Here is a 16,696-nt window from a genome sequence, read left to right as displayed (position 1 = left end):
GCCGTTGCTCCCAGTGGGGCAACGGCCTTTTCGTGCCGGTTCAACCGGCGAAGAAGTCGCTCAGTTCCTTGATCAGCTTGTCCGGGGCCTTGATGGCGCCGTCGTGGCCGAAGCCGGGCAGGATGGTGTAGCTGGAGCCGGACAATACGTCGTGGATTTGCCCGCAGGCGATGCCGAAGTAGGCCGGGCTCTTTTCGCCCACCACGATCAGCGTCTCCAAGGGCAGGTCCAGGAACGGCTCCGCAGGCATGTCCGCCGCGATGATGGCCTTGATCTCCCGCACGCCGGTGCGCATGAGTTCGCGCTGCTGCTTCCCTTCAGTGGTGCCGGCCGTGAGCTTGTTGGCCAGGGTGAGCATGGAGAGCGGCATGCGCGATGAGAAGGATCCACCGGCTTCCAGGCCGCGCTGGATCACGGCGAGGGCGCGGTCATCGTCGCCGGCGGCAATGGCCTTCTCGTACTCGGCGATCCAAGTGGCGGTGACGCTGCCGTTCACTGACACGGCGGGGTCGTAGACGGCGAGCCGTTCCACGGGGAGGGTCCGCGCGGCGTGCAGGGCGACCGCCCCGCCGAAGCTGTGCCCAAAGACGTCCGTGCTGGAGGTGTGCTTCATGACGGTGTCCAGGTCCCGGATGTCCACGTCCAGCGTGTAGTCCTCCGGCTGCGGCGACGACGAACCGCGGCCGCGCCGGTTGAAGGTGTGCACCGGCCGGCCCAGCGAGGCGCTCAGTTTCTGGGCAAACTTGGTGTAGTCAGCGGCCGTGACCATGGAGGGCGGCACCACCACCACGCCCGAACCTGCCGAAGCCATGTCCGCGCCGGTGGAAAAGAGCTCCACAGTGCCGCCGTCGGGGGTCCTGATGTTCTCTCGCGTCATGGTCCGAGCCTAGCCGAGCAAGCTGGGTGGGGGCATCACGGACGCGGGCGTCTCCAGCTCACGCCAGTTGGTTGATCAAGCCCTGGCTTGCTGCGCGGATGGCCGGCAGGTGGTCCCCGCGTCCGCAGAGGATCAGTCCCGCGTCCGCTGCCTGCAGTGCGGACTCCGCCGTCACGGCACCATCGGCACGCAGATAGATCAGCGATTCGACCAGCCGGAAGGTGAAGTCGCCCCCGTCCGGACCAGCGGCGGTCGCCGACAGCCCGCCGCCCAGCTCCCCGTACAGCCGCCGGAGTTCCTGGCGGTGGCTGAGGAACCGGGCGAAGCGCGTGGTGCGTACCTCGGGCAGGTGGTACAGGACGCCAAGATTCCACCGGGCGCTGCACAGCTGGGTTCCGTCATAAAGCGCGACGGCGTGCAGACGGCTTCCAGCCGGGCTTTCCGTGTCAGGACGGTCGGCGGGCAACGCGGCAACTGCGCGGGCGAACTTCAGGCTGCCGGACACGGTTCCCTCCAGCAGGTCCTCGAGAATGTCGTCCTTGGTTTTGAAGTGGTGGTAGAGGGATGACTGCCGGATGCCCACGGCGTCCGCGATGGAGCGGGTGGAGGTGCTGGCAAAGCCCTGGGTGGTGAACAGTTCCGCCGCGGCGTCGAGGATTTCATCGCGGGCGGTGGCGCCTGGCCGCGAGGGCTGCTGGTGGCGGGGACGTCCCGGTCCTGCTGAAGTCACGGCCTCATTCTTGCACCACGGACGGGACCAAAGGACAGCCCGGGAAGGGCCTGCCACCGTTGTGAGGGTACGGAAATCTGCGCGAAACAAGATGTCTATCCGCCTTTTACAGAGGTGAAACTGTTTGGGGACATCCCGCTGGAAAACTATCAATTGACCGGTAATCAGCAGCCTTCGGCCGAGCGCTGCAGTGCCGGGAGGCTTTGCCCCACAATCCCTTTCCAGCCCGGAGATTCCCGATGACCTCAACCGTTCTTCCCACCGTCCACCAGGACGATGCAGACCTGACGTCCCTTGGCTACCAGCCCACCCTCCACCGAAAGCTCGGCCGCTACGCTTCCTTTGCCGCCGGCTTCTCCTTCGTGTCGATCCTCACCACCATCTTCCAGCTCTTCGCGTTCGGTTACTCGTTCGCCGGGCCCGCGTTCTTCTGGACCTGGCCCGTTGTCCTGGTAGGCCAGCTGCTGGTCGCCCTGAACTTCGCCGAACTCGCCGCCCGCTACCCCCTCTCCGGCGCCGTGTACCAGTGGGCGCGGCGCGTCGGGGGAGAAGGCGTCGGCTGGTTCGCCGGCTGGTTCATGGCCATCGCGCAGGTGGTGACCGCGGCTGCCGCGGCCATCGCCCTGCAGGTGGTCCTGCCCCAACTTTGGGACGGCTTCCAGGTGGTGGGCGGCGACCCCGCACTCAACACCGTGACCGGCGCCAGCAACGCCGTGGTCCTTGGCGCCGTGCTCCTGGTGGCCACCACCATCATCAACTCCCTGGGCGTCAAGCTCATGGCCCACGTGAACTCGGTGGGGGTCACCTGCGAGATCGTGGGCGTTGCCGCCGTCATCCTGGCCCTCATCAGCGCCGCCCAGCGCGGACCGGAAGTTGTCGCGGACACCACCGTGCTGCAGGGCTCCGACCTGGGCGCCGTGGGAGCCTTCCTGGTTTCAGGACTGATGGCCGCCTACGTGATGGTGGGCTTCAACTCCGCCGGCGAGCTGTCCGAGGAAACCAAGGACCCGCGTCGCACCGCACCGCGGACCATCCTCTCCGCCCTCCTCATTTCCGGCATCGGCGGCGCGCTGATGATCATCACCGCCCTGATGGCGGCGCCCAGCCTGGACGACGGCCGCCTGGCTACCGAAGGCCTGCCCTACGTCCTCACCGCTGTCCTGGGCACGTTCTGGGGCAAGGTCCTGCTGGTGGACGTGGCCATCGCCATCTTCGTCTGCACCCTGGCCATCCAGACAGCCGGTTCCCGGCTGGTGTTCTCCATGGCCCGCGATGGCAAGCTCCCGGCGTCGGCCCTTCTCTCCTCCGTCCACCCCACCCGCGGCACCCCGATGTGGCCCTCCATAGTGATCGGCGCCCTGGCAGTGGGAGTGCTGGCCATCAACGTTGGCAATGCGGCCCTGTTCACCACCCTGTGCAGCGTCTGCATCGTCATGGTCTACATCGCCTACCTCCTGGTCACCGTCCCGCAGCTGCTCAACCGCCTCCGCGGCGACTGGGACCGGGTGGGGCAGACCATGCCGGCAGGCCTCTTCTCCCTCGGCCGCTGGGGCCTTCCCGTCAACATCCTTGCCGTCCTCTACGGCGGCCTCATGGTGGTCAACCTCGCCTGGCCCAGGCCCGAGGTGTACGACCCCACCGGCGAGAACGGACTCCTCCTCTGGTCCGCACCGCTGATGGTCGCCGCCGTCCTGCTCCTGGGCGTCTGGGTCCGGCAGCGGAACCTGGCAGCCAAGGCCTGAGACCCAGAACTCCACGAACTTCCACCAAGTACAGGACTGACATGACACAGACCCTCGAAACACCAGTCACCAGCGGGACGGCCACGACGGCCGGCGCCCGTGCCCACGCCAGGGAACAGCACGGCAAGACGGCGGACACCATGCGCCACGTGCCGGCAGCTTCCGCCCCCTCGCACCTTTTGGCCGGAGCGCCCGACGGCGTGATACCCACTTGGGCGGAATCCCTCGCCTTTGGCCGCTACACCACCATGGCGCTGGCCCGGGGCACCCGGATCCGGCTCACCGACACTGCCGGCGACGCGTGTGTGCACGCCCTCCTCTACCGCGCCGGCAACCTGCACGAGCGGCTGAACATCGCGGACACCGTCAAGGTCCCGTGGCAGGCCTACCCTGGCGCCGGGCACCCGCTGCTGTCCGAAGCCGGCCGGCTCATGGCCACCATCGTCGAGGACACCTCCAGCCGGCACGATGCCCTCACTGGCGCCACCACCCTCACCGGCAACACGGCGAAGTACGGAGCCGGGACCGCCCACAGCGCCTCCCCGGCAGCCCGCGAACTGCTTACCCTGGGCGCCCTCAAGAACGGCCTGGGCACCAGGGATGTGGCGCCGTCGCTCGCCTTCTTCAAAGGCATCACCGTTGACCCGGCCGGCAGCATTACCTTCACCGGAAGCGCGGGGCCGGGTGCCGCCGTCGAACTCCTGCTCCAGATGGACGCCGTGCTGGTCCTGGCGAACACCGCCCACCCGCTGGACCCCCGCCCGGACTTTACCGGCACCGCCGTCGACATCGTTGCCTGGCACGCGCCCAGGGACCTCGGGGAACTGGAAGCCGGGCGCCTCACCGGCCCGCTGGCCCCCGAACACCTGCAGGCCCTCCGCAACACCGACCACGACCTCACCGCAAGGAACGCCCGATGAACACCGCCACTTTCACCGAAACCCCCGCGGACACCAAACCTGCCCCAAAGGCCGCCGACACCGCGCTCGCCGCCGGCACCGTGATCCTGGACGAATTCGTCGAAGCCCGCGGACCGTGGTCGGCAGTGGTGGCGGCAGGCGACGTGCTGACCATCGTGGACCTTGAAGGCAACCAAGCCGTCGATTGCCTGCTGTACTGCGCGGCCGACACCACCGTCCGCTACTCCGCCCCCGCAACGATCGCAGCGCAGCAGTCCATCGTCCTCACCGCAGGATCGGTCCTCCGGGCCGACACCGGCGCACCCCTCATGACCGTGGTGGCAGATGAGGTAGGCGTGCACGACACCATCGGGGGCGCCTGCTCGCAGGAGTCCAACACGCTCCGCTACGGCCAGCACACCCGGGAGCAGCACGCCTGCCTGGAGAACTTCCTGATCGAGGGCTCGCGCTGGGGCCTGGGCAAGCGGGACCTGGTGTCCAACATCAACTGGTTCATGAACGTGCCGGTGGACCCGGACGGCGCCTTGGGCATCGTGGACGGACTCTCCGCCCCCGGCAAGCGCGTGGCCCTCCGTGCCGAGGTGGACACCCTTGTGCTCGTCTCCAACTGCCCGCAGATCAACAACCCCTGCAACGGGTTCAACCCCACGCCTGTCCGCATGATCGTCACAAGGCCGGAGGCTGCACGATGAGTACCTTTGACACCCTGCTGATCGCCAACCGCGGCGAGATCGCCTGCCGCATCATCGACTCCGCCGGGAAACTGGGCTTGCGCACCATTGCCGTCTTCTCGGAGGCGGACCGCGGCGCCAGGCACGTCCGGCTCGCCGACGAGGCCGTGCTCCTGGGACCCGCGCCCGCCAAAGAGTCCTACCTCCGCGTCGACGCGATCCTGGAAGCTGCCAAGGCCACCGGCGCGGGCGCCATCCACCCCGGTTACGGGTTCCTGTCAGAGGACGCGGACTTCGCCGAGGCCGTGCAAGCAGCCGGACTTGTTTTCGTGGGCCCCACGCCTGACCAGCTGCGCATCTTCGGTACCAAGCACACAGCGCGCGACGCCGCCCGTGCGGCCGGGGTGCCGATGATCGCGGGGTCCGGGCTGCTGGAGGACGTGGACGCCGCGGTCACGGCCGGCAAGGAAATCGGCTTCCCGCTGATGCTCAAGGCCACCGGCGGTGGCGGTGGCATCGGCATGACCGTCTGCCGTTCCGAGGCGGAGCTGGCCGAAAGCTTTCCCCGCGTGGCCCGGCTGGCTCGTGCCAGCTTCGGCACCGCGGGCGTGTTCGCCGAACGGTACGTGGAAAACGCCCGCCACGTGGAAGTGCAGGTCTTCGGCGACGGCGAGGGCCGGGTGGTGAGCCTCGGCGACCGGGACTGCTCGCTCCAGCGCCGCCACCAGAAGGTCCTCGAGGAGGCACCTGCCCCGGACCTCCCCGATGATCTGCGGGCGGAACTGCACCGCACATCCCGTGCCCTGTGCGCCTCCCTTAACTACCGCTCCGCCGGCACCGTCGAATTCGTCTACGACCCCGCCCGCAAGGAAGCCTCCTTCCTGGAAGTCAACGCCCGCCTCCAGGTGGAACACCCTGTCACCGAAGCCGTCACCGGCGTCGACCTGGTGGAATGGATGCTTCGCCTGGCCCAGGGCGGCCCGGACGCCAAGGTCTTCCTCGCCGACGTCCCGGACGCCCTGCCCGTGGCCGGCCACGCCGTAGAAGCCCGCGTCTACGCCGAGGATCCGGCCCGCGGGTTCCAGCCCAGCGCGGGAACCGTCACCAATGCCGCCTACCCCACAGCGGACCAAGCGAGGGTGGACGCCTGGGTGGAAACCGGGACCGAGGTGGCCACCAACTACGACCCCCTCCTGGGCAAGATCATCACCTCCGGCGCAAGCCGCGAAGACGCCCTCGACCGGCTCGCGGCAGCCCTGGAAAACACCCGCATCGACGGCATCGAAACCAACCTCGGCATGCTCCGGGCCGTCAGTGGAATGGACGTGGTCCGCAGCGTCCTGCACTCCACCAGCACGCTGGACAACGTGGGGGATCCGGAACCGCGCATCACCGTGAACCGCCCCGGCCTGCAGACCAGCGTCCAGGACTGGCCCGGGCGCACCGGGCTGTGGCAGATCGGCGTTCCGCCGAGCGGCCCCATGGACGATCTTTCCTTCCGTCTGGGCAACACGGCCCTGGGCAACCCGGAAGGCGCCCCCGGCCTGGAATTCACCATGACCGGCCCCAGCCTGACCTTCACCCACGCCACCACCGTATGCGTCACCGGCGCGGAAGTAACGGTGACCGTCGAGGGTGCGGAGGTGCCCGCGTGGGCCCCCGTCACGGTCCCCGCGGGAGGAACGCTCGACGTCGGCACGGCCGGCGGGAAGGGCCTGCGCGGTTACATCCTGTTCCAGGGCGGACTGGATATCCCGGAATACCTTGGCAGCGCCTCCACCTTCACCCTGGGCCAGTTCGGCGGCCACGCCGGGCGGGTCCTGCGGGCAGGCGACGTCCTTCGCACGGTAAAGGGCCCGGCGGGTCACGCCCCGGGAACTGCGGTGCCGCTGGACAGCCGCCCCGCCCTGACGTCCACCTGGGAGCTGGCAGTTGCCGAAGGCCCGCACGGCGCCCCGGAGTTCTTCCGCCGCGAAGACATCGACGAACTGTACGCCGCGGAGTACGAGGTGCACTTCAACTCCGCCCGCACCGGCGTCCGGCTCATCGGACCCAAGCCCCGCTGGGCGCGGACCGACGGCGGCGAGGCAGGCCTGCACCCGTCCAACATCCACGACACCGCCTACTCCGTGGGCGCCCTGGACTTCACCGGCGACACCCCCATCCTGCTCGGCCCGGATGGGCCCAGCCTGGGCGGCTTCGTCTGCTCGGTCACCGTGGTGACCGCCGAGCGCTGGAAGCTGGGCCAGTTGCGCCCGGGGGACAAAGTCCGCTTTGTGCCCATCAAAGCCAACCAGGCGCCGTCGGCCAAGGACCTGGGACCTGGCCGGCAGCTGGTGCTGCCGGGCGACGCAGGGTGGTCGGCAACCCCATCGCTCGGCGTTCCGGCCCGTTCGTTCCAGGGAGATGGCGACGACGGCGTGCTGGGCCGGGTGCCGGAAGGCTCCGGCCGGCCGGCGGTCACCTACCGCCGCTCCGGCGATGACAACCTGCTGGTCGAATACGGCGAGATGGTGCTGGACCTTGGCCTGCGCGCCCGGGTCCACGCCCTGCACCAGCACATCGAGGCATTGCGTGTTCCCGGCGTCGTGGACCTGACCCCGGGGATCCGGTCGCTGCAGATCAAGGTGGACCCGTCCGTCCTGTCCACCACCCGCCTGCTGGACCTGGTCCAGGAGGTCGAGGCCGCGTTGCCCGCCAGCTCAGAACTGGTGGTTCCCAGCCGCACCGTCCGGCTGCCGCTGTCCTGGGACGATCCCGCCACCCGCGAGGCCATCGAACGGTACATGGCGGGTGTCCGCGACGACGCCCCCTGGTGCCCGTGGAACATCGAGTTCATCCGGCGCATCAATGGCCTGGACTCCGTTAGCGAGGTCTTCGACACCGTCTTCAACGCCGAATACCTGGTCCTGGGCCTCGGCGACGTCTACCTCGGCGCCCCCGTGGCCACGCCGCTGGACCCCCGGCACCGCCTGGTCACCACGAAATACAACCCGGCGCGCACGTGGACGCCGGAGAATGCCGTGGGCATCGGCGGGGCGTACATGTGCATCTACGGCATGGAAGGCCCCGGCGGTTACCAGTTCGTGGGCCGCACCACCCAGGTGTGGTCCCGCTACGCCGACTCCGCACCGTTCGAGCCGGGATCGCCCTGGCTGCTGCGCTTTTTCGACCGGATTTCCTGGTATCCGGTCAGCCCGGAGGAACTCCTGGACCTGCGCGCGGACATGGCCGCTGGCAGGGGACGGGGCGTTCAGATCGAGGACGGCACCTTCTCCCTGGCGGAGCACGAGGCATTCCTGGCGGAGAACCGAGAGTCAATCGAGGTGTTCCGGGAAAAGCAGGGCGCAGCCTTCGCCGTGGAACGGCAGGCCTGGGCCGACGCCGGCGAGTTCGACCGCGCGGAGGCGCTCGCCGCCGTCGTTGCCCCTGATGCAGGCGAAGTGGAGGCTCCGGAGGGCGGTTCGCTGGTCTCGGCACCGTTCGCCGCCAGCGTCTGGAAGGTGGACGTGGCGGAAGGCGACCGCGTGGCCAAGGGCCAGCCGCTGGTCTCGCTGGAGGCGATGAAGATGGAAACCGTCCTGGAAGCGCCCTGCGACGGCGTGGTGCTCCGCGTCCTGCCGGCCGCCGGTTCGCAGGTGGTGGCCGGCGAAGCAGTGGTGGTCCTGGGCGGCAGTGAACCTGCAACTGCGGAGCTGGAAGCACTCGAACTGGAAGGGGCAACGGTATGAGCAACACCGTCACCGGCAGCGCCACCCGCCGCGTCAGGGCAGCGCTCGCAGCCATCGACGCCGTGGACCGGCCGGAAATCTGGATCACCCTCCGCGGCCGGGAGGACCTCCTGGCCGAGGCCGCCAAAATCGATACCGCCGTGTCAGGCGGCGCGGGCCTCCCCTTGGCCGGACTCCTGCTCGCCGTCAAGAACAACGTTGACGTGGCAGGCATCCCCACCACCGCCGCCTGCCCCGGCTTCGCCTATACACCGGACGAGGACGCCGAAGCCGTGGCCCGGCTGCGCGCCGCCGGGGCCCTGGTCCTGGGCGCCACCAACCTGGACCAGTTCGCCACCGGACTGGTGGGAACGCGGAGTCCCTACGGTGCGGTCCGCGACTCCCGCCGCCCGGACCACATTTCCGGCGGCTCCAGCTCCGGCTCCGCTGTTGCGGTGGCGCTGGGACTGGCGGACATCGCGATCGGGACGGACACTGCCGGTTCGGGACGGGTCCCGGCCGGCCTGCAGGGCATCGTCGGGATCAAGGCCACCCTCAACGTGGTCTCCACGGCCGGGGTGGTGCCGGCCTGCCGGTCCTGGGACGCGGTCACCATCTTCGCCCGGCACCTGGCCACCGCCGAACTCGCCATGGGCGTCATGGCCGGAACCTCCCGGGCCTGGCCGGCGGACATCCGGCTCGCTGCGCCGTCCCGGCCCCGCCTGGCTTACCCGGCAAACCTGCCTGCCCTGCCACCGGAGTGGGCGGCGGAATTCGACCGGCAGGTTAACCGGCTGCAGGCGTCCGGGGTGGACGCCGAACCGATCGAATTCGACGACTTCCTCAAGGCCGCCCGCCTGCTGTACGACGGCGGGCTGGTGGCAGAGCGCTACGCCGCCGTGGGCAGCTTCGTGGATGCTGCGACAGTTGAAACGGCCGACGGCGCCGCGGACAGTGCGGGCATTGATCCCACGGTGCAGGGCATCATCAGCGCGGCCGGCACAGTGCCCGCGCACCGGTACGTCGCCGATACCGCCCGGCTGGAGGAGCTGAAGACCAGGGCCATGGACCGGCTGGAAGGCTTCGACGCACTGCTGGTTCCCACGGCGCCCTTCCACCCCACGCTGGCCGAAGTTGCTGCGGACCCCGTGGGCGTGAACTCGCTGATGGGCACCTACACCAACTTCTGCAACCTGTTCGATCTGTGCGCCGTGGCCGTCCCCGCCGGGGAAGTGGACGGCGCCCAGTTCGGACTTACGGTGGTGGGCCGGACCTTCGACGACGCCGTGGCTGCGGATATCGCACACCGCATCGAAACTACGCCGCCGGCGCCGGAACTCTTCGCCGCCGGAGCTGCCGTTGCCGGCGACATAGGCGGACCCATTCCGGAAGCCGGCCAGCCGTCGTCGTCCGTTCCCTGGCCGATGGCCGCGGGCGCGGTGGCCGTGCCGCTGGTTGTGGTCGGGGCGCACCGTAAAGGACAGCCGCTGGCGCCGCAGCTGGAGGAACTTGGGGCCTTCTGGGATGGTGCGGTCCGGACGGCAGCGCGCTACCGGATGGTGGCGCTTGATACCGTGCCGGCCAAGCCCGGCGTTTACCGGTCCGACGATGGCGCGGAGCTGGCGGGGGAGCGGTGGCTGCTGTCCCCGGCGGCTTTGGGGACGTTCCTGGCGGGGCTTCCCGAACCCATGCTGCTGGGCTCAGTGGTGCTCTCTGACGGGACCACCGGCGTCGGGTTTGCCTGTGATGCCGTTGCCGCTGCGGGCGGGGAGGACATCACCGCGTGGGGCGACTGGCTGGCGGACCGGAGCGTGGAACCGAAGCCGCGCACAGTGTGGCGGAACCTCGGGGAAGCAGCGTTGGCGGGCTTCAGCCGCGGGGAACGGGGATAGCGCCGGCCTGGTCCGGGCGGGAATCATCGTCGGGGTTGGCCCCGTCCGGACGTTCGTCCTTGAAGTAAGCGGCGATGGCCTCCACCAGTTCCTTGACCGCTGCCGGGACGGAACCATGGAAGCACTTGGGGGAGAGCTGGTAGGTGCTGCCCGGGACGGCTGCGTGGAGCCGCTCGGCAGTCACCCGGTAATAGCTGGGGCTCTTCCCGCCGGCCATGAAGTGGGTGCCCGGCGGGAGCACGCTAAAGTCCCGGGCGTGGTCTTTTTCGTCGTAGGCCGCGCGCAGCTCACCCACGCCGCTGGGCATCACCTGCCGGAAAATGGTGTTCACCTTGGTCCGGGACAAAACCGCCATCAGGCCGGCCAGGACGGGTTCCGGAATCCTCGCCATGGCCGAGCCCGGGCTTGTGGCCTTCTTCATGTGGGCCAGGGCATGGCCCACCTTGCCGTTGTTGACGGCGTCCTCGAACCCGTCCAGCCACCTGGTGTCGATGCTGCCGTCGATGTTGACTGCGGCGTCGTACACCGCCAGCTTGTCCGGGACGAACGGTGTCCCCGTGAACTCCTGCACCGCGTTCAGCGCCACGGATCCGCCCAGGCTGTGGCCCAGGATGTTCCGGGCGCCGGTGGCGGTGAGGACAGTCCGGACATCCTCGATCTCAGTGGCCATGCTGTAGTCAGGCGGCTGTTCGGACGAGTTTCCCCTGCCCCGGCGGTCATACACATCCACCGCCCAGCCGTCGCCCAGGCCCTTCGCCAGCGCAATAGAGAACGGGCGGTAGATCAGGGCCGTGAGGAACGCGCCCCCGATCAGCAGTACCCGCTTTTCGCCCGGCGCATCCTCGGCGCCGTAGCTGTACAAAGCCAGCCTGCCGCCGTCGTGCGTTGGAAGGACCTGTTCTTTCACCCATCCATCCTAGGCAGCAAGCCTGCGCGGCAGCTGGGAACCCGGGTAGCCAATGCCCGGTAAACTTGATGATTGTGACTTCCCAAAACACCCCCGCGCCCAAGAATGCCCCAGAGCCCGTCGACGCCAGCGAGCAGATGCGGATCCGCATGGAAAAGCGCGCCAAACTCCTTGAGCGCGGCACGGAGGCATACCCCGTGGGAGTGGAACGCACGCACTCGCTTGCCGAGATCCGGGAAAAGTACGCCCACCTTGAGGCGGACGACACCACCGGCGACATCGTCGGCGTCACCGGCCGCGTGGTCTTTGTCCGCAACACCGGCAAGCTCTGCTTCGCCACCCTGCAGGAAGGCGGCACCGACGGCAAGGGGACGCGCCTCCAGGCGATGCTGAGCCTGGCCAACATCGGCGAGGAAGCGCTCGCCGACTGGAAGGCCCTGGTTGACCTGGGCGACCACGTGTTCATCAAGGGCGAGGTCATCTCGTCCCGCCGCGGCGAGTTGTCCATCATGGCCGACTCCTGGTCCATGGCTTCCAAGGCCCTGCGTCCGCTGCCGGTGCTGCACGCGGACCTGAATGAGGAAACCCGCGTCCGCCAGCGCTACGTTGACCTGATGGTCCGCGACGAGGCCCGTGAGATGGTCTACACTCGTGCCGCGATCACCCGCTCCATCCGCGAAACGCTGTTCCGGCACCGCTACGTGGAGGTGGAAACGCCCATCCTGCAGCTGGTCCACGGCGGCGCCCTGGCACGGCCGTTCGAGACCCACATGAACGCCTTCGACCAGAAGATGACCCTGCGCATCGCCACCGAGCTGTACCTCAAGCGTGCAGTGGTGGGCGGCATCGACCGCGTTTACGACATGGGCCGCGTGTTCCGCAACGAGGGTGTTGACTCCACCCACAGCCCGGAATTCACCACGCTCGAGTGCTACGAGGCCTGGGCCGACCAGTTCGTCATGGCGCAGCGGATCAAGGAGATCATCCTTGACGCCGCCGACGCCGTGGGTGCCGGGCGGGTCCTTCAGACCGAGGCGGGCGAGATCAACCTCGACGGCGACTGGGTCTGGCTGCCCGTCTACCCCGGACTTTCCGACGCCGTTGGGCAGGAGATCACCCCGGACACCCCGGTTGAGGCGCTCCGGGAGCTTGCAGCCAAGCACGATGTCAAGGTGGACCCCAAGTGGGACGCCGAGAAGCTTGTAGTGGAGCTGTTCGGTGAAATCGTGGAGCCCACCCTGCTGAACCCCACCTTTGTCTATGACTACCCGCCCTCCGCCCAGCCACTGGCCCGCCCGCACCGCGAGGACGGCCGGCTGATCGAGGCCTGGGACCTGATCATCGGCGGCATGGAGCGCGGCACCGCGTTCTCCGAGCTGATCGACCCCGTCATCCAGCGCGAGCGGCTCACCGAGCAGTCCATGCACGCGGCCGCCGGCGACGTCGAGGCCATGCAGCTTGACGAGGACTTCCTCCGCGCCCTCGAATACGGTGCTCCTCCCATGGGTGGCATCGGCCTGGGCATCGACCGGCTGGTGATGCTCTTCACCGGTGCCGGTATCCGCGAAACCATCCTGTTCCCCCTGCTGAAGCCCGAAGGGCACTGATCATGGAATATGTAGCTGTAATTCTTCCCTCCCTGGTGGTGGGCCTGCTGTTCTGGTTTGCCATGAAAGCCATCTTTAACGCTGACAAGGCCGAGCGGCAGGCGGAGGCCCGCGCCCAGGCCGAGGCGGATTCCCTCCCGGCGCAGCCCAGGGACCACCCGGGTTTCGAATCCAAATAGATAAAACCCCCTACTTTCGGGAATTATCCCCAAGGAACCATTAGGCGCTTTGACGCGTTGCCAAGATAAGAGTCATACTTTTTTTGGGAAACATCCTGCTTTTCTGAAAACCGACTTTCCAGCAAGAGGAAGACCTAAATGGCACAGAAAGTAAACATCATCCTCGTTGATGATCTGGATGGGGGATCCGCAGACGAGAATGTTAAGTTCGGCCTCGACGGGGCCAACTATGAGATTGACCTATCGGCAGCCAATGCCGCTGAACTTCGGTCTTCGTTGGAGAGGTTCATCAACGCTGCGCGCAAGGCGTCCGGAGGCCGGGGCCAGCGGGCCACCAAGGCATCCACCGGGGGCCGCAGCCACGATTCAGCACAAATCCGGCAATGGGCACGGGATAACGGCTACACGGTTAACAGCCGCGGCCGAATTCAGGCCGAAATCCAGGAAGCCTACCAAAAGGCAAATTCCTAGGGCCGGCTTTAGCTCCACGGAACCCCGCTTACCGCCGCAAGGCGGGGGCGGGGTTTTTCAATTTCCTGATAATGCTGCTATGGCGGGATCTGCTCATGCGCCATTTGCCTTATTCTGCGGGCCGCGCCGGCAGTTGGACGGCCCCCGGAAGTATTGGGTTCCTGTCCGTTTGGTGACCTTGCAGAACCCCGGGGCCCGGTATCAGTACCCACCTCCGGTGCCTTTGCCGGCCGGTTCCGCAGCGCTGCACTCCACTGCTGTGTCTATTCCCGCAAGAGGCCGGGTTTCCCCTGTGGCGAACACGCTCCACATCGCCGGACGGGCCACGTAGCATCAAAGTACGTCGTAGCTAGGAGTGTGGCGAAATGTTTGAGCGATTTACGGACCGTGCCCGTCGCGTAGTTGTGCTTGCCCAAGAAGAGGCACGCATGCTGAACCACAATTACATCGGTACCGAACACATCCTCTTGGGTCTGATCCATGAGGGTGAGGGCGTTGCCGCCAAAGCTCTTGAGTCCTTGAGCATTTCGCTCGACGGCGTTCGCGAGCAGGTGCAGGAGATCATCGGGCAGGGCCAGCAGGCTCCCTCGGGTCACATCCCCTTCACCCCACGTGCCAAGAAGGTACTGGAGCTCTCGCTGCGCGAAGCCCTGCAGCTGGGCCACAACTACATCGGCACCGAGCACATCCTGCTCGGCCTGATCCGCGAAGGTGAAGGCGTTGCCGCCCAGGTTCTGGTCAAGCTCGGCGCCGACCTGAACCGGGTCCGCCAGCAGGTCATCCAGCTCCTCTCCGGTTACCAGGGCAAGGAAACCACCGGCGCAGGCGTCGGCGGCGGACAGCCCGAGGGCGCACCCGCCGGTTCCGTGGTCCTGGACCAGTTCGGCCGCAACCTGACCCAGGCTGCGCGCGAGAACAAGCTGGACCCGGTCATCGGCCGCGAGCAGGAAATGGAACGCGTCATGCAGGTCCTTTCCCGCCGTACCAAGAACAACCCCGTCCTAATCGGCGAACCCGGCGTCGGCAAGACCGCCGTCGTCGAAGGCCTTGCCCAGGCCATTGTGCGCGGCGACGTCCCGGAGACCATCCGCGACAAGCAGCTGTACACCCTGGACCTCGGTTCCCTGGTGGCAGGCTCCCGCTACCGCGGTGACTTCGAAGAGCGACTGAAGAAGGTCCTCAAGGAGATCCGCACCCGCGGCGACATCATCCTGTTCATCGACGAGATCCACACCCTGGTGGGTGCCGGTGCCGCCGAAGGTGCCATCGACGCAGCCTCGATCCTGAAGCCCATGCTGGCCCGCGGCGAGCTGCAGACCATCGGTGCCACCACCCTGGACGAGTACCGCAAGCACATCGAGAAGGACGCCGCCCTGGAGCGCCGCTTCCAGCCGATCCAGGTCAAGGAACCCTCCGTGGCACACGCCATCGAGATCCTGAAGGGCCTGCGCGACCGGTACGAGGCACACCACCGCGTCACCATCACGGACGGCGCCCTGGCCTCGGCCGCCAGCCTCGCCGAGCGCTACATCTCGGACCGCTTCCTCCCGGACAAGGCGATCGACCTGATCGACGAAGCGGGTGCCCGGCTGCGCATCCGCCGCATGACCGCTCCGCCGGAGCTCAAGGCCATGGACGAGCGCATCGCCAAGCTGAAGATGGAGAAGGAATCCGCCATCGACGCCCAGGACTTCGAAGGTGCAGCTTCGCTCCGCGACAAGGAGCAGAAGATGATCTCCGAGCGCGCGGAGAAGGAGCGCAACTGGAAGTCCGGCGGCATGGACGACATCTCCGAGGTGGATGAGGATCTCATCGCCGAGGTGCTGGCCAACTCCACCGGCATCCCCGTCTTCAAGCTGACCGAGGAAGAATCCTCGCGCCTGCTCAAGATGGAAGAGGAACTGCACAAGCGCGTCGTCGGCCAGGACGAGGCCATCAAGGCACTGTCCCAGGCCATCCGCCGGACCCGTGCAGGGCTCAAGGACCCCAAGCGCCCCGGTGGCTCGTTCATCTTCGCCGGCCCCACCGGCGTCGGCAAGACCGAACTCGCCAAGGCACTCGCGGAGTTCCTGTTCGGTGAAGAGGACGCCCTCATCACCCTGGACATGTCCGAGTACTCCGAGAAGCACACCGTTTCGCGGCTCTTCGGTGCCCCTCCGGGCTACGTGGGCTACGAAGAGGGTGGCCAGCTGACCGAGAAGGTCCGCCGCCGTCCGTTCTCCGTGGTGCTGTTCGACGAAGTTGAGAAGGCCCACGCAGACCTCTTCAACTCGCTGCTGCAGATCCTGGAAGACGGCCGCCTGACCGACTCCCAGGGCCGCGTGGTGGACTTCAAGAACACCGTGATCATCATGACCACCAACCTGGGTACCCGGGACATCTCCAAGAGCGTCGCCACCGGCTTCCAGTCCGGCACCGACACGCAGACCGGCTACAACCGCATGCGTGCCCGCGTCACGGAGGAACTCAAGCAGCACTTCCGTCCCGAGTTCCTGAACCGTGTTGACGACGTCGTGGTGTTCCCGCAGCTCACCCAGGACGAGATCATCGAGATCGTGGACCTGTTCGTGACCCGCCTGGAAAAGCGCCTCAAGGACAAGGACATGGGCATCGAGCTCACCAAGGCCGCCAAGGTGCTCCTGGCGACCCGCGGCTACGATCCCGCCATGGGTGCCCGGCCGCTGCGCCGCACCATCCAGCGCGAGATCGAGGACCAGCTCTCCGAGAAGATCCTCTTCGGCGAGATCCACACCGGCGACATCGTCGTAGTGGATGTCGAAGGCGAAGGCGACGACGCGAAGTTCACCTTCGCCGGCAACGCCAAGCCGCGCATCCCGGAAATCGCCCCCAGCGTCTAAGCGCGAACCCGAAAGCCCCGCCACTCCCCGAAGGGAGCGGCGGGGTTTTCGCTTTTTAACGACACCGTGGTTGGGTCCGGTGGCTGGGCATCAGAGATTTCCCGGCGCCTGCTCGTTCCTCGCTTTGACGGC

General features: G+C 67.5%; 12 protein-coding genes. 9 read left to right on the top strand and 3 right to left on the bottom strand.

Annotated elements, in window-relative coordinates; genetic code table 11:
* Positions 1–40 precede the first annotated feature (40 nt).
* Together ACFO0G_RS14490 and ACFO0G_RS14485 are read right to left on the bottom strand one after the other, a co-directional pair.
* Positions 41–877 carry an alpha/beta fold hydrolase gene (locus ACFO0G_RS14490; protein ID WP_286400975.1) on the bottom strand — a complete coding sequence of 279 codons (837 nt, stop codon included), beginning with the start codon at positions 875–877 and terminating at the stop codon, positions 41–43.
* A 58-nt stretch (positions 878–935) separates the two neighbouring features.
* A complete protein-coding gene (locus ACFO0G_RS14485) occupies positions 936–1,607 on the bottom strand; it encodes a TetR/AcrR family transcriptional regulator (protein ID WP_376978454.1) in 672 nt (223 codons plus the stop codon).
* Positions 1,608–1,846: 239 nt separating this feature from the next.
* Here ACFO0G_RS14485 and ACFO0G_RS14480 point away from each other — a divergent pair, with 239 nt between their 5' ends.
* From ACFO0G_RS14480 to atzF, 5 genes are read left to right on the top strand one after another with little or no spacing between them, the layout of a single operon-like run.
* The gene (locus ACFO0G_RS14480; protein ID WP_376978452.1) at positions 1,847–3,349 is read left to right on the top strand and encodes an amino acid permease; all 1,503 of its coding nucleotides are present in this window, start codon (positions 1,847–1,849) and stop codon (positions 3,347–3,349) included.
* Positions 3,350–3,390: 41 nt separating this feature from the next.
* Positions 3,391–4,269 carry an urea amidolyase associated protein UAAP1 gene (locus ACFO0G_RS14475; RefSeq protein ID WP_376978450.1) on the top strand — a complete coding sequence of 293 codons (879 nt, stop codon included), beginning with the start codon at positions 3,391–3,393 and terminating at the stop codon, positions 4,267–4,269.
* Positions 4,266–4,961 carry an urea amidolyase associated protein UAAP2 gene (locus tag ACFO0G_RS14470; protein ID WP_376978448.1) on the top strand — a complete coding sequence of 232 codons (696 nt, stop codon included), beginning with the start codon at positions 4,266–4,268 and terminating at the stop codon, positions 4,959–4,961. Before ACFO0G_RS14475 ends, ACFO0G_RS14470 begins: the two co-directional genes overlap by 4 nt.
* Positions 4,958–8,671 (top strand): urea carboxylase, encoded by a 3,714-nt coding sequence (gene uca, locus ACFO0G_RS14465; RefSeq protein WP_376978446.1) that lies wholly within the window; start codon positions 4,958–4,960, stop codon positions 8,669–8,671. Before ACFO0G_RS14470 ends, uca begins: the two co-directional genes overlap by 4 nt.
* On the top strand, positions 8,668–10,542 hold the full coding sequence (gene atzF, locus ACFO0G_RS14460; RefSeq protein ID WP_376978444.1) for an allophanate hydrolase: 1,875 nt from the start codon (positions 8,668–8,670) through the stop codon (positions 10,540–10,542). The genes uca and atzF overlap by 4 nt, the downstream gene beginning before the upstream one ends.
* Here atzF and ACFO0G_RS14455 read toward each other — a convergent pair.
* The gene (locus ACFO0G_RS14455; RefSeq protein WP_376978442.1) at positions 10,520–11,449 is read right to left on the bottom strand and encodes an alpha/beta fold hydrolase; all 930 of its coding nucleotides are present in this window, start codon (positions 11,447–11,449) and stop codon (positions 10,520–10,522) included. The genes atzF and ACFO0G_RS14455 overlap by 23 nt on opposite strands.
* A 68-nt stretch (positions 11,450–11,517) precedes the next feature.
* Here ACFO0G_RS14455 and lysS point away from each other — a divergent pair, with 68 nt between their 5' ends.
* From lysS to ACFO0G_RS14435, 4 genes are all read left to right on the top strand, one after another.
* Positions 11,518–13,056, top strand: a complete 1,539-nt coding sequence (lysS, locus tag ACFO0G_RS14450) for a lysine--tRNA ligase (RefSeq protein WP_376978440.1) — start codon at positions 11,518–11,520, stop codon at positions 13,054–13,056.
* Positions 13,057–13,058: 2 nt separating this feature from the next.
* Positions 13,059–13,235, top strand: a complete 177-nt coding sequence (locus ACFO0G_RS14445) for a hypothetical protein (RefSeq protein ID WP_376978439.1) — start codon at positions 13,059–13,061, stop codon at positions 13,233–13,235.
* 138 nt (positions 13,236–13,373) lie between these two features.
* Entirely contained in the window at positions 13,374–13,706 is a 333-nt protein-coding gene (locus tag ACFO0G_RS14440) for a histone-like nucleoid-structuring protein Lsr2 (RefSeq protein ID WP_142131595.1), read from the top strand.
* Between the two features lie 365 nt (positions 13,707–14,071).
* The gene (locus tag ACFO0G_RS14435; RefSeq protein ID WP_142131592.1) at positions 14,072–16,564 is read left to right on the top strand and encodes an ATP-dependent Clp protease ATP-binding subunit; all 2,493 of its coding nucleotides are present in this window, start codon (positions 14,072–14,074) and stop codon (positions 16,562–16,564) included.
* Positions 16,565–16,696: the final 132 nt, after the last annotated feature.

It is taken from the genome of Arthrobacter sedimenti (assembly GCF_042652025.1).
GTDB classification, from domain to species: Bacteria; Actinomycetota; Actinomycetes; order Actinomycetales; family Micrococcaceae; genus Arthrobacter; species Arthrobacter sedimenti.
The sequence above is the reverse complement of the archived record's forward strand: the minus strand, read 5'-3'. Positions and strand labels throughout refer to the sequence as shown.

What these genes read in the sequence shown, in the direction of transcription:
- ACFO0G_RS14490 (WP_286400975.1), bottom strand. Translation starts at nt 877, where the DNA reads ATGACGCGAGAGAACATCAGGACCCCCGACGGCGGCACTGTGGAGCTC.
- ACFO0G_RS14480 (WP_376978452.1), top strand. Translation starts at nt 1,847, where the DNA reads ATGACCTCAACCGTTCTTCCCACCGTCCACCAGGACGATGCAGACCTG.
- ACFO0G_RS14475 (WP_376978450.1), top strand. Translation starts at nt 3,391, where the DNA reads ATGACACAGACCCTCGAAACACCAGTCACCAGCGGGACGGCCACGACG.
- ACFO0G_RS14470 (WP_376978448.1), top strand. Translation starts at nt 4,266, where the DNA reads ATGAACACCGCCACTTTCACCGAAACCCCCGCGGACACCAAACCTGCC.
- uca (WP_376978446.1), top strand. Translation starts at nt 4,958, where the DNA reads ATGAGTACCTTTGACACCCTGCTGATCGCCAACCGCGGCGAGATCGCC.
- atzF (WP_376978444.1), top strand. Translation starts at nt 8,668, where the DNA reads ATGAGCAACACCGTCACCGGCAGCGCCACCCGCCGCGTCAGGGCAGCG.
- lysS (WP_376978440.1), top strand. Translation starts at nt 11,518, where the DNA reads ATGATTGTGACTTCCCAAAACACCCCCGCGCCCAAGAATGCCCCAGAG.
- ACFO0G_RS14445 (WP_376978439.1), top strand. Translation starts at nt 13,059, where the DNA reads ATGGAATATGTAGCTGTAATTCTTCCCTCCCTGGTGGTGGGCCTGCTG.
- ACFO0G_RS14440 (WP_142131595.1), top strand. Translation starts at nt 13,374, where the DNA reads ATGGCACAGAAAGTAAACATCATCCTCGTTGATGATCTGGATGGGGGA.
- ACFO0G_RS14435 (WP_142131592.1), top strand. Translation starts at nt 14,072, where the DNA reads ATGTTTGAGCGATTTACGGACCGTGCCCGTCGCGTAGTTGTGCTTGCC.